Annotated in this window: 11 protein-coding genes and 1 pseudogene; 2 read left to right on the top strand and 10 right to left on the bottom strand. The window is 49.6% G+C overall.

The window, feature by feature from the left end; all coding sequences use genetic code 11:
- Together PHF27_RS10450 and PHF27_RS10445 are read right to left on the bottom strand one after the other, a co-directional pair.
- Positions 1-248: pseudogene (locus tag PHF27_RS10450) on the bottom strand (protease HtpX); the annotation flags it as partial.
- 45 nt (positions 249-293) lie between these two features.
- A complete protein-coding gene (locus tag PHF27_RS10445; RefSeq protein WP_300069543.1) occupies positions 294-1,043 on the bottom strand; it encodes a TerC family protein in 750 nt (249 codons plus the stop codon).
- A 187-nt stretch (positions 1,044-1,230) separates the two neighbouring features.
- Between PHF27_RS10445 and PHF27_RS10440 the strand changes: the two genes are divergently transcribed.
- Positions 1,231-1,824 (top strand): DUF1836 domain-containing protein, encoded by a 594-nt coding sequence (locus PHF27_RS10440; RefSeq protein WP_300069540.1) that lies wholly within the window; start codon positions 1,231-1,233, stop codon positions 1,822-1,824.
- 361 nt (positions 1,825-2,185) lie between these two features.
- Here the strand turns inward: PHF27_RS10440 and PHF27_RS10435 are convergent, their stop codons facing one another.
- Together PHF27_RS10435 and PHF27_RS10430 are read right to left on the bottom strand one after the other, a co-directional pair.
- A complete protein-coding gene (locus tag PHF27_RS10435) occupies positions 2,186-2,800 on the bottom strand; it encodes a hypothetical protein (protein ID WP_300069537.1) in 615 nt (204 codons plus the stop codon).
- 149 nt (positions 2,801-2,949) lie between these two features.
- Positions 2,950-3,336, bottom strand: coding sequence for a 4Fe-4S dicluster domain-containing protein (locus PHF27_RS10430; protein WP_300069534.1), 387 nt, complete (start codon positions 3,334-3,336; stop codon positions 2,950-2,952).
- A gap of 160 nt (positions 3,337-3,496) precedes the next feature.
- Here PHF27_RS10430 and PHF27_RS10425 point away from each other — a divergent pair, with 160 nt between their 5' ends.
- Positions 3,497-4,018, top strand: coding sequence for a hypothetical protein (locus PHF27_RS10425; RefSeq protein ID WP_300069532.1), 522 nt, complete (start codon positions 3,497-3,499; stop codon positions 4,016-4,018).
- Between the two features lie 119 nt (positions 4,019-4,137).
- Here PHF27_RS10425 and PHF27_RS10420 read toward each other — a convergent pair whose 3' ends face one another.
- From PHF27_RS10420 to PHF27_RS10395, 6 genes are all read right to left on the bottom strand, one after another.
- Positions 4,138-4,626 carry a YhcH/YjgK/YiaL family protein gene (locus PHF27_RS10420; RefSeq protein ID WP_300069529.1) on the bottom strand — a complete coding sequence of 163 codons (489 nt, stop codon included), beginning with the start codon at positions 4,624-4,626 and terminating at the stop codon, positions 4,138-4,140.
- A 145-nt stretch (positions 4,627-4,771) separates the two neighbouring features.
- Positions 4,772-5,956: a type III PLP-dependent enzyme gene (locus PHF27_RS10415; protein WP_300069526.1), complete on the bottom strand. Its 1,185-nt coding sequence runs from the start codon at positions 5,954-5,956 to the stop codon at positions 4,772-4,774.
- Between the two features lie 243 nt (positions 5,957-6,199).
- Positions 6,200-9,427: a type I restriction endonuclease subunit R gene (locus PHF27_RS10410; RefSeq protein ID WP_300069524.1), complete on the bottom strand. Its 3,228-nt coding sequence runs from the start codon at positions 9,425-9,427 to the stop codon at positions 6,200-6,202.
- Between the two features lie 17 nt (positions 9,428-9,444).
- Entirely contained in the window at positions 9,445-10,674 is a 1,230-nt protein-coding gene (locus PHF27_RS10405) for a restriction endonuclease subunit S (RefSeq protein ID WP_300069522.1), read from the bottom strand.
- Positions 10,667-11,719 (bottom strand): virulence RhuM family protein, encoded by a 1,053-nt coding sequence (locus PHF27_RS10400; RefSeq protein WP_300069518.1) that lies wholly within the window; start codon positions 11,717-11,719, stop codon positions 10,667-10,669. Before PHF27_RS10400 ends, PHF27_RS10405 begins: the two co-directional genes overlap by 8 nt.
- The coding region (locus PHF27_RS10395) for a type I restriction-modification system subunit M (protein WP_300069515.1) at positions 11,719-12,453 on the bottom strand (735 nt) is incomplete at its 5' end. The genes PHF27_RS10395 and PHF27_RS10400, both read right to left, overlap by 1 nt.

The raw sequence follows: 12,453 nt of genomic DNA, 5'->3' as shown, positions 1-12,453 counted from the left end.
GGCATCGGCATCTGCGCCGCCTGCGCCAGCTTGGACACGGAATGAACCAAGCCAGGGGCATCCTGCATGGTCACGGGCTGCGCGCCATACATTTTCAACACAATTTTATCGCTATACCAGTAGCTGAAAAAGTTCATACCCATCGAGATGAGAAACATCAGCATCATGCCGCCATTACCGCCAACGGCCTTGCCCATGAACATCAAAATCCCGGTCAGTCCCGCCAACAAAAGAGTGGTTTTAAACATAACCATTCTACGCTCCTTTTTCATCATTTAAGAAATTATATCGTTCTATTTCAGATCTTCTTTTTTTATGGGCACAGGCACCGTCTGCGGCTGCCGCAGATAATGCATACCAAAGGCGCTCCCGAAAACAACCGCCATGAGCGCGAAGAAGACGCCGTGTTCCATTTCGTAGCCAGCAGAGGAAGCCATCATTTTAGCGCCAATCACGCCAATCAAGACATACGCCGTACCCTCCAGCTCCGGATAGCGGTCAATGAGGGTAATAAAGAACTGCGCCACGCCGCGCATCATCAACACACCCAAAATGCCTCCCAAGTACAGCACCCAAACCTGGTCGCTGACGCCGAAAGCCGCCAGTACGCTGTCAACGGAAAAGGCGATATCCATAACCTCTACAGCTACCACAGTACGCCAAAACCCAAAGCCCGCACAGCCGTCTGCGCTGGCTTCTTCGCCTTGCTTACGTTTCTTCCAAAAAAACGCTCCTGCTAAATATAACAAGTAGATCGCACCGATGAGTTTCACCCACCAGATTTTGATTAACACCGTTCCCAGGGCAATCGCCACAAAGCGAAAGGCGTACGAGCCAAGTATACCATAAAAAAGAGCCTTTTTGCGCTGCTCTTCCGGCAAATGCTTGACCATCATCGCCAACACCAACGCATTATCCGCCGACAACAACCCTTCTAATAAAACCAACGTCCCGATAATGCCCCAGTTGACCGGATTGGTCACTGCTTGCAACAAGGCCTCCAGCGAAAATAACATTCCAACGCTTTGCCATACAGCTTCCATTGCGCATTATCTCCTTTCTGAATTTCTATAAATAGAATATCATGTAGTTTTTAAAACCACAAGTGTTTTTTATTAAAACTATGTTAATTGTTTTTAAGAAGCGTCTATCTTCGTCTAGGGCTGCATTGACTCCTTGTTTTGAAAACCATATACTAAAAGATATAGAGCACGATGGAGGATCACTGCTATGCAAACATTACAAGAACGCCTTACGCGCTTACTGGAATGCCCTGAGACAACTTCTCAGTCTCTGCCGGATTTGGGGCTGTATATGGACCAGCTTTTATCATTGGTCAACCGTCAGGCTACCAGCAACGATGACCTGTTAACACGTACCATGGTCAATAATTACACCAAAGATGGGGTTTTAGCCCGCAGCCAGCAGAAAAAATACCACCGCTACCATATTTTGCTGCTCCTTATGCTGAGCAAGCTCAAGCAAGTCCTTTCCATCCAGGAAATCAAGGCTCTTTTCAACCCTGTGCTGCGCAATATTGACTCCCCCCACGATGACATTCTGCCGCTGGAAGAGGTATATGATCTTTTCACCGAGTTGAAAGCTGCCGACTTGCAGGCCTTCTGCGACGAAGCTCAGGCCAGCAGCCTGCGCCTGACGGAGCGGCTGACGCACATCGAAGATGACGAGTCCAAGCTGGCGCTAGAACGCTTTTTGACGGTGCTGCTTTTAGCCGCGCAGGCGGAGTTTGCCCGCCGCGCCGCCAAAGAGCTGATTGCGGATTATTTCATGGAGAAACCGGAGAGCGGAGTTGAACAGGAGTAAAGGGAGTAGATGGAGGGCTATGGGCTTTGTATTTAATCCCACCGCCGCTGCGGCGGCACCTCCCTTTAACAAGGGAGGCAGCGGTTTTGGCCTTCGTCTATCAAGAATGTTGTGGTTAAAAGTCCCCCTTGCCAAAGGGGGATGGCCCGCAGGGCTAGGGGGATTTTTCGAGGCGCTCACAAATCTTGTCTCAAATACAGTTATGCCGCCGTTTATGCAGAAGCCCCTAGCCCTCAAAAAACCATTTCGCGTTTTTCGTGTATTTCGCGGTTCGTTTTATTATATAAATTCGGGTATATAACTATTAAAGGCGCTTGCAGCCAAATCACTGCAAGCGCCTTTTTCGCTTTTCCTACAAATTTTACCGGAAAATGTTCACAACTCGGGACACGGTATCCACTGTATCGTTAACCGAGGTATTGCCGCCATTGCCGCCGGAACCGCCGCTAACCAGACTGCCGGCGTTAACGCTGTCGCTGCCCGGATATACCCGCAGCGTTCCTGTAATCGACTGTGTGTGCAAGGAGCCGCCAAAGGAATACACCTTGTCCACCGTACGCTTGCTGCCACCAGCAGCGACCGTCAACTTGCCGTCTTTGATATTCAACACAAGCGGCGTGCTTTTGGTAATATTGGTATTAATAAGTCCCTTGCTACTGCCCAGTGATACACTGAGCATATGCGTCGTAAGATTATCGCCATTATAGGCGCCGCTGACCACAACTTGCAGCTCTTCCTTGCCGTTATCGGTTTCAATATCCACCCGCAGTACCGCGCCGCCGCCCCAGATATTAGCAAGCTGTGTCAGTTCCAGGCGCGCTTCGCCAGGCTCGTCCATAAAGTTATAATCAAAAATATTCACATTGTTATCCGCTTGAATATCTACCGTCTGCAACGGTTCTACCACTGGCGCCGCCGAAGCCACGCTGCCAATTAACAATAACGCAAACATCAAAAAAACTAATTTTTTCTTCACCTTACCGCCTCCTTTTATAAAATCAACTTATTATACTTCTCGAAAACACATTTTATTTTACATTTTATTCCTTACTATTACAATAGGCCGAAGGACGGGTTTCTTTTTACCCCGTTCTTCGGCCTGAATGCTTCCTATTTCATTTTTTACTACCCATGAATCAACGTAGGCAGGCAGCGCACGCATACCCAGGTGCTTTCGCCCTTGTACTTCATCGGCAGCAAGGGCCGTTCTTGTTCCGAGATATCACACAGAGAGCACTGCATCAAATGGTGGAACTCCGGCCGCTGCGCAACCGCTTTTTTGTGCTCCTGAACCGCCTCTTCATCAAAAGCGACAGCCTCCCGCTCTTCTAGCGTCAACGCTCCTGTCGGACAGGCGCCGATACAAAAACCGGCGCCATCGCAAAGTTCATCCCGCAACACCTTCGCCTTGCCGTTCACTACTTCGATTGCCGCTTCGGCGCAAGGCGATACGCAACGCCCGCACCCATTACACAAGGTTTCATCAATACGAATAATTTTTCGTTTAGCCATCTTTACAGCCTCCTTTGAATAATAGCGAATCTTTTTTCACAGCAGGAAAAGCCTCCGTATATATCGAAGTCCTCATATAGTATTAACAGAATTATCAATCTCGAAGCGTTGGCGTCTGCTCGACAGCATACCGCCATTCCTAAAAGAGGAGGGATGACACATGAATCTCTTCGATTCCCAAGCAGCCTCCGCTTTGCGCAAAGCCGCCTTTCACTGCGGCTTAAATCACACCGATATCCAATCGTTGCCCCCAGAGTTGCGAGCCTGTCTGCATAGTTGTACGCATCGACTAACGCAATTGCTGCTTTACGACGCGTCCAGACCTCTGCCGTTAGCAGCGGCGTTGCCGCTGGCTTTCGGCTACGCCTTTACCAGAGGAATCGAAGGAGCTCTCTTGTGGCAAGCTGAACGCCTGGACGACCTGGAGCCGCTTGCGGCTGTGGAGCTTTGGCGCGGTCATCGGCGCGGCCTGGGCGACGCGTCTTTAGATGCGCTGCTCGAGAACGCCTACCCCGGAGGCACACTGTTTTTTGCCGCTTTTGCCGACTGGGCTACTACCTCCGACGACGCCTACTGCGCTTCCTATTTTGAAGAAGAACTGGCTTCTTCCCTCTTTTTCACGTCCTTCATCGGCGCCAGCCTGGTACTGCGACAACAAACCGAGCCGCAGTGGCTGCATTAAAATAGGGGCTACGAAACACAGAGGATCAGAGTAAGCAGAGGACTGCAGAGAATTTTTCAAACTCTTTTCTCTGTCCTTTCTCTGTTACCTCTGTTACTCTGTGTGAAACGGATTCCCCGTTACTCTTCTTCTCTCACCAGCCGCTCTACGCGCACTTTGCCCACGGCTTTGCAGACGGTCTCCGCCGCTTCTGTAGCCCTGCAGCCCGGACGGTGCACGTCCCAGGGAAAAAATACAGCGTACATGCCGGGAGCCAAAACCAAAGAACTCTCCTGCACGCCTTCATGGTAAAAAATCAAATCCCGCTCTTCCAGCTCAATACTGCTTTCCTCATGCTCGTCTGTCAGCGGCTCCGCGCCGATCACTTCGCGCCCCAAAGGCATATACTGAATATCCACATAAGCTTGATGCGACTCCGGCTGCTTTTCTGCGGCCGGAGTTGTTTTATAGTGCTGCACCCCTACATAAACCTCTGCGCCTTCCAGCTCATAACGGCCATCCTCCAAGCGGTTCCAATCCGCCGCCGCCATCCAGTCCAGCACTTTCACTACCTCTGTCGGCAGCCATTGCCGGTCTTGCTCTAAATAACGCATATGCCCTACGATCATCCTTTTTAACCTCCCTCAAACGTTTTCTCCCTTCAGCTTACGTGATGCCCTCGCCGCCGTCAATACAAGGCCGGTTTTCTACAGCCCCCCAGCAAGGCAAAGGCCCCTAATCCGCAGCAGCGAATTAGGGGCCTTTCTTGCTTCTTTATACAGCGTCAGCAATAAAATGACGTTGCTCATTTTTCAAAACTGTGTAGCTCTTTGTATTCTCCGTCTCCCAAACAATGCTCTTCGCTTTGGCAAAGCCATTGAAGGTCGTGGCGGAAGCAGACGTATACGCGCCGCAGTCCGGCACAAGAATCAGATCGCCTTCCTCCAACGCCGGCGCATTATGGCCCCGGTAGAGGATGTCCAACGAATCGCAGCTAGGCCCGGCAAAGGTCGCCGGATGCTGCTCCCCGTCTTTAAAATAAACAAATTCGTAATTCCAATGGTCGAAGAATATGCCGGAAAATGAGCCATACACGCCTTCGTCCAAGAAGTACCACACTTGCTCATCCCGATTTTTAACGCCGATAACCTGGGTTATCAACTGCACCGCCGTACCGCAGAGAAAACGCCCCGGTTCGGACCAAAGCTCGGTATCGGGAAACAATTCATCGACGTATTTCTGGATGGTTTCCGTCATTTCATCCAAATTGATGTCCTGACCGTTTATAGGAATCGGGAAGCCGCCCCCAATATCCAGCGTGGTCAAGTGCATGCCCTCTTCCGCCGCCAGGTCAAAAAGATCCCGGCATTGCTTGAGAGCGCGCACATAGGCGTCCGCTGTAGCAGACTGGCTGCCCACATGGAAGCAAAGGCCCTTCACGCACAAGCCCTTGTCCCGGGCCCGGCGCAACAGCTCCAAGGCTTCGCCAACAGAAGCGCCAAATTTTTTGTTCAAATCCACCAGCGCCTCGGGGTTTTCCACCCGTACCCGCAGGAGCACTTCGCCCCTGGGAATCACCGCGGCCATCTTGTCCACCTCGCTGGCGCTGTCGTAAGTAAATCTATGAATACCCAGGCGTTTCGCCGTTTCCAAACCTTCTGCCGTCTTTACGGGATTGGCATATACAATCCTCGCAGCAGCAATGCCCATCGCTGTGAGCGCTTCCATCTCGCCTGCCGAGGCGACATCGAAACAAGATCCCAGATCGGCCAACGTCCGGACAATATGTTCGTCTGGATTGGCTTTCATTGCATAGTGCACCTCAACGCGGGGCAGCTTTCGCTTCAAGTATTGGTAATTTTCCGTTACCCTCTTGGTAGACACCACCAATAACGGGGTGCCATGCTCCTTAGCCAAGGCTTTTGCTTCTTCTTCTGTCAGTCGGATTTGCGCGTTCATATCCCTCTCCCTTCTTTGTGACGGTCTTTTGGCCTAACGGCCGGTTTCCCTGCCGTCACCGTTGTTCTAGGACCAAGATGATTGTATCACGCACGCTGCAAAGTGCAAGTAATTTTTGAATGACAAAAAATATTTTTTTCGCTGCTGACTTGGTTCAGGGGGACGGTTCTCGTGAACCACTGGTTCGGAAGAACCGTCCCCCTGAACCAATAATAAAACCTCTCAATAGAAATGAATCATCTTCTAACGCCCTATATCTCCGTCATTTTCCCCTTGAGGTTCTGCCACCATCGGCAGGCTGCTTTGCGCAGTTGTCTCATAAAAATCCGGCTTCTGTTCAAGTTCTGCAAACGAGGCCGAGCCGCCGATGCCGAAGTACTTTTCAAAGAAGGCCTTAAGCTTCTCAATAACCCCTTGCTTTTTCTCCGCCCTGCCACCGCCGCCAAAGCGCGAAACAGGAGGCAAAAGCTTATCGATATCCGTCCCGGCGGTCTTAATCTCCCCGTCGCGGAAGGCATTAGCCAGGAATCTGCGGGTGTCCTCGGGCTTCAGCTTTTCTGCGGCGATGATGTCTTGCATTTCCGCATCCCGCTGTGCGGCCACATAATCGTGCCATTCGCTCATGATATTGTCTGCCTCATTGACATGGGCAATAAAGGTTTCAATGAGCTGCTTCTTGCTGCGCAGCTCCGGGCTGGCGTCAATGGCTTTCGTGATGGTAACCAGCACATCCTTATCTTTGCAGTGGTCCTCGTGGTACTTTTTCACCAGCAGCAGGATATAGTCGATATTGATCTCGATCTGCTTGATGAGTTCCACCTCAAAGACAATATCGTCAGTAATATCCGTGCTTTCGCCGGCTTGGCGCTTGCGCTTCCATTCGTCGCGCAAATCCTGATAGCGTCCCAGATAATCCTGCAAATCACGTTCTGTAAGCAGTTCCTTACCCTGGAATTCATCGAAGGAGACAAGAAGATTGCGCATACGCAGGATGGCCCCAAAAAGGGCAATAAAATCCTTCTGGTTTTGCTCGCCCATAATCTGCGGCTCTCCCAGGGGGAACTTTTCGCCCAGGTCCTCCACCATATCCACATAACCTGGCACTGGCTTATTCTCAGCGGAAATAAAGCCGTAGTAGTAATCCTTGAAGCTTTGGAGCAGCACAATACCGCCAGCCTCCTTGTCCCCGAAGAGAGAGATGGCGCTGTCCACACGCTTTTGCAGATTGCGGAAGCAAACGATATTGCCAAAGGTCTTGATGGTATTCAAGATGCGGTTGGTGCGGGAAAAGGCCTGCAGCAAGCCGTGCATTTTCAGATTCTTGTCCGCCCATAAGGTGTTGAGGGTTGTCGCGTCAAAGCCGGTGAGAAACATATTGACTACAATCAGCAAATCCAGCTCCTTGTTCTTCATCCGCAGGGATACGTCCTTGTAGTAATTCTGGAATTTGTCGCTAGACGTATCGTAGTTGGTATGAAACACTTCATTATAGTCGCGGATGGCCGCCTCCAGAAAATCGCGGGAGCTCTGGTCGAGAGCCGACGTATCTTCTGAGTTCTCTTCGTCCAGAATGCCCTCGGTTTCTTCCTCGTTGGCGCCATAGCTGAAAATAGTGGCCACCCGCAGTTTGCGCCTTGGGTCTGCTGCCATCTGTCTTTGGAATTCCTGATAATACAGCTTGGCCATAGGCACCGAGGCCACCGCAAAAATGGAATTAAAGCCGCTCACCCGCTGTTTCTGCTTGATTTCTTCCACCGCGCCTCTGGCGGCCGAGGCCACTTCCGCGATATTGATGAGGGAGTTGAACTGGTACGTCTGATTACCCCGATAGGTTTTCTGGTCAAAATGCTCCAGAATATACTGAGTTACCAACGCAATGCGCTGCGGCGCCAGCATAGCCTTTTCGCGGTTGATGTCCCACACCATTTCATCGGTAATTTCCTCTTCCGTGTCCATAGTCTTGATGTAATCCACCCGAAAGGGCAGCACATTCTTGTCGTTGATGGCGTCGACAATGGTATAGGTATGCAGCTGGTCCCCAAAGGTCTGTCCAGTCGTAAAGAATTGGGCGTTCTTGGGGCTGCCGGAATTCGCCGCAAAAATCGGCGTTCCTGTAAAGCCGAAAAGATGATACTTCTTGAAATTCTTCACAATGGCGGTGTGCATATCGCCAAACTGGCTGCGGTGACATTCGTCAAAGATAATCACCACCTGCTTGGTATACACCGCATGGCCGCTGTATTTCTTAATGAATGCGGCCAGCTTCTGAATGGTGGTAATGATAATCACAGCCTGGGGATCTTCCAGCTGCTTTTTCAAAATGGCTGTAGAGGTATTGCTGTTGGCCGCCCCCTTTTCAAAGCGGTCATATTCCTTCATGGTCTGGTAATCCAAATCCTTGCGGTCCACCACAAAGAGCACTTTCTCGATATAGGGAAGCTTGGAGGCCAGCCTGGCCGTCTTGAAGGAGGTCAGGGTTTTGCCGGAACCGGTGGTATGCCAAATATAGCCGCCCCCGGCGACGCTGCCATATTTCTTGTAGTTGTTGGCGATATCGATGCGGTTTAAAATGCGCTCGGTCGCCGTAATCTGATAAGGCCGCATGACCATGAGCAGGTTTTCCGAAGTGAAAATGCAGTACTTGGTCAGGATATTCAGCAGGGCATGCTTGGCAAAAAAGGTCTTCGTGAAATCAAGCAAATCGGGAATGACCCGGTTGTTGGCGTCCGCCCAAAAGCTCGTAAACTCAAAGCTGTTGCTTGTTTTCCCCTTTTTGCACTTACCCGAAGCTGCGTCCTTGATGGCGTTAAAGCGGGTGCTGTTGGCATAGTACTTGGTGTTGGTGCCGTTGGAGATGACAAAAAGCTGCACATATTCAAAAAGGCCGCAGCCCGCCCAAAAGGAATCGCGCTGATAGCGGTCAATCTGGTTAAAGGCTTCCCGGATGGCAACGCCGCGGCGTTTGAGCTCTATATGTACCATAGGCAGGCCGTTGACAAGAACTGTCACATCATAGCGGTTATCATAGCGGGCCCCTTCGGCCTTGCCAAGAACATACTGGTTGATGACCTGCAGGCGGTTGTTGTGAATGTTCTTTTTATCAAGAAGAAGGATGTTTTTAGAGGAACCGTCGTCCCGTTTTAACACCTGCACAAAGTCCTCCTGGAGCTTGCGGCTTTTCTCCGCAATCGTCTCATTGGGATTGGCCACCGAGCTTAAAAAGAACCGCTCCCACTCCGCCTCGGAAAACTGATACTGATTCAGCTGCTCCAACTGGCTGCGCAGATTCGCCAGCAGCTCCTTTTCGCTATGGATGGGCAAGTAGGCATAGCCCTGCTCGCAAAGGAGGCGAATAAACTCCTTTTCCAGGGCCGCCTCGCTCTGGTAGCTTTCGGAACGCGCCTTTACAGGCACATATTCTGTCACAACAGTGTTCTCATTTGTTTCGGCCACAATATTGAAATACGGCATCGCGTCCGCCTCCGTTCTTATGTGCGTTCGGGGAAGGTCAGCAATTTGTCACGATAGTATTCATACTGCTTGGTGCGGGCTGCAATTTCCGCAGGCAGACCGGCGGAAATGTCATTGCAGAGGGTGTCGAAGCGGTCGAGGATGGCAACGATGCGTTGTTGTTCTTCTAACGGTGGAACTGGCACCATAACACGGCTAATCGCTCCCGTATTAAATTGTGGCTGCCCCCCTGCTGATACAAGTTTATTTGCCTGTTCCCAGTAATACTGAGTTCGCGTAAAATGCCAATAAAATTTATTCAGCAGTTTATTCTGCTGCAATGTAATTTTTATTAAAAAAGACGCATAGACCGATGGTTCATTATTTGGCATATATAGCGTCTTTCCATAAGTTGCACCAGTTCTTGCCATTAGTAAATTACCTGCCTTAAGCAGATACTTTCTTGACGCCTCTGTTAACTCAATATATTTAGCATCAACTTGTTTCAGGTAGCCATTATCTCCAATATCTGTAATTCTTATAAATCTTGCTGTACCGCTTTCTCTTGCTTTATCCGTGAATCCATAGGTAAAATCCGCAATATCTCCCAGTAAAACCTTCTCATATTCTTCACCGCCATTATGGCCCATTATAAGTTTAGAAGCATAATAATCATACTGTTTCTTTCTCGCTGCAAGCTCCTCTGTAAGCTGAAGTTTGAGTTCCGCTGTAAGCTCCGTGAAATTGTCCAGAATACGGACAATTTCATTTTGGACGGGGAGAGGGGGGATGGGGATTACATATGCTTTTACATCTGCATCTGAGATAGCTGGATAACTTGCACCTTTTTGAAACTTCTCAACATGAGCAAAAAATGCTGCAGATGAAATCAAATGATATAACCATCTTCTTAAAACAATATTAGATTTTGCTCTAAGCACACAAAACCCAGTACTACAAACTTGCTTATCATAATCGTCATTAATCATACAATACCTTTTTAACAAAGGTCTCGTCGCACCAAGTAAAACATCGCCTTCGTTTACAATTTGTTGTGCTCTACTGGGAGCATTGTTTTTATCAATAACCTGTGTTTCAGCAATAAGGTGAGTATCTCTATCAACAGACGTTAAATCTATATATTGATACTTTTCGCTCTCAGTCGCTGACCATTTAATTTTTTTTACATCATCAACGCAATCGTTAATTGCCTTATACTCCACCCCGTCCGGGCAAAGCTCCTTAAGCAAGTCTTCCAATTTACTCATCGTCTTCACCGCCTTTGGTTTCGGCCTGTTCCTCAATAAATAAATCAAAATCGCTTTTATATAAGCGGTCCTGGACAATGCGATATTTCTCAAATTCGCTTTCCGCATGGGCCTTGGCAAGCTCCGCAGAGATTTTGCCTGGGTCCTGCAAAACCTCCCTGTCCCAAAGGGTGAGAAAGCCGTTTAAACGTGTTTCCCAGTCCGCCATTGTCATCGGGATGCGGCGTTCCGCTTGCGCCTCGGCCATATCTAGATAGGCGGAAACAATTCTTGCCAACTGCCGCATTTCCTCGTCGGAAAGATAGTTTTTAGCCACGCTCACATCGGATTTGTGAATTTTGCCTTGCGGCGAACCGTCCCAGCTTGTAAGGCCCATATGTTCCTTGGCGGCATCGGCGCGATGGTAGATGACCTCGGCTGCAGTCTGACCGTGCACACTGTAATGCAGCTTATTTTGAACCGCCGCAAAAAAGCGCTTGGTACTTTGCGCCGCCGGGTCATAATCAAGAGAGGTTGCATAGATATCTGTGATTTTTTGATAGAATTTTCGTTCCGACAAGCGGATTTCTCTTATTTTTTCGAGCTGTTTTTCAAAGTATTTCTCGGTCAGCACCGTACCGCCGTTTTTGAGTCGCTCCTCGTCCATGACCCAGCCTTTGATGGTATAGTCTTTGACAATAAGATTGGCCCACTTGCGAAACTGTACGGCCTGCTCGTTGTTCACCTTGAACCCGACGGCAATGATCATCTGCAAATTATAGTGCTTGGCATTATAGCTTTTGCCATCTGCGGCAGTTATTAAGTATTTCTTAACAACTGCTTCGGCGTCCAGTTCGCGGTCTGCAAAAATTTTCTTTATATGCTGATTAATAGCTGCCACGGAAACGCCATAAAGAACAGCCATCATTTTTTGCGTCAGCCAAATGTTTTCCTCTTCATAACGCATTTCAATGCTGTCTTTATCCTCGCCAGCCGCCGCAATATAGGTAAGATATTCCGCCGCTGAGGAGCGAACCAAAGAACGTTCTTGCGAAGATTTTTTCATCAGCACACCTCAATTTCCGCGATAATTTTGGCAATCTCGTCGCGGAGAACCTGCTCCCTCGCCACAATAAGCTCGATCTCGGCGTTGAGCTGCACAATATCCACCTTTTCCCGGGTGTCCTCGGCCTCGACATAGGTAGAAACGGAAAGATTGTACTCGTTGGCGGCGACTTCCTCGTAACTGGCCAAATGCGAAAAATGCCGCACTTCCTGGCGATTCGCGAAGGTATGTACAATGCGCTCGATATGGCTAGGGGTCAGCTTATTGTTGTTGGTCACCTTGATGCATTCCCCGGAGGCGTCAATAAAGAGCGTCTTGTTGTCGTTTTTGTTCTTCCTCATCACCATAATGCAGGTGGCAATACTGGTGCCGAAAAACAGGTTGCTTGGCAGCTGAATGATGCAGTCCACATAGTTGTTGTTCACCAAATATTTGCGGATTTTCTGCTCCGCCCCGCCGCGGTACATAATGCCAGGGAAGCAGACAATGGCCGCTGTGCCGTTAGAGGCCAGCCAAGCCAGGCTGTGCATGATAAAAGCCAGGTCGGCTTTGCTCTTGGGCGCCAACACGCCTGCCGGAGAAAAACGGGGGTCGTTGATGAGCAGCTGGTTTTCATCCCCGGCCCACTTGATGGAGTAAGGCGGATTAGAAACAATGAGTTCAAAAGGCTCATCGTCCCAGTGCTGGGGGGCTGTTAAGGTATCCTCGCAGGCCACATTAAATTTGTCAAAACC

The organism is Anaeromusa sp., from assembly GCF_028691475.1.
In the GTDB taxonomy this organism is placed as follows: Bacteria; Bacillota; Negativicutes; order Anaeromusales; family Anaeromusaceae; genus Anaeromusa.
This window is presented reverse-complemented; position numbering and strand designations above follow the sequence as displayed.

Excerpts from the sequence above, each read along its gene's own strand:
- PHF27_RS10420 (WP_300069529.1), bottom strand. The coding sequence starts at position 4,626 with ATGATCGTAGGGCATATGCGTTATTTAGAGCAAGACCGGCAATGGCTG.
- PHF27_RS10425 (WP_300069532.1), top strand. The coding sequence starts at position 3,497 with ATGAATCTCTTCGATTCCCAAGCAGCCTCCGCTTTGCGCAAAGCCGCC.
- PHF27_RS10440 (WP_300069540.1), top strand. The coding sequence starts at position 1,231 with ATGCAAACATTACAAGAACGCCTTACGCGCTTACTGGAATGCCCTGAG.
- PHF27_RS10430 (WP_300069534.1), bottom strand. The coding sequence starts at position 3,336 with ATGGCTAAACGAAAAATTATTCGTATTGATGAAACCTTGTGTAATGGG.
- PHF27_RS10400 (WP_300069518.1), bottom strand. The coding sequence starts at position 11,719 with ATGAAAAAATCTTCGCAAGAACGTTCTTTGGTTCGCTCCTCAGCGGCG.
- PHF27_RS10405 (WP_300069522.1), bottom strand. The coding sequence starts at position 10,674 with ATGAGTAAATTGGAAGACTTGCTTAAGGAGCTTTGCCCGGACGGGGTG.
- PHF27_RS10445 (WP_300069543.1), bottom strand. The coding sequence starts at position 1,043 with ATGGAAGCTGTATGGCAAAGCGTTGGAATGTTATTTTCGCTGGAGGCC.
- PHF27_RS10415 (WP_300069526.1), bottom strand. The coding sequence starts at position 5,956 with ATGAACGCGCAAATCCGACTGACAGAAGAAGAAGCAAAAGCCTTGGCT.
- PHF27_RS10410 (WP_300069524.1), bottom strand. The coding sequence starts at position 9,427 with ATGCCGTATTTCAATATTGTGGCCGAAACAAATGAGAACACTGTTGTG.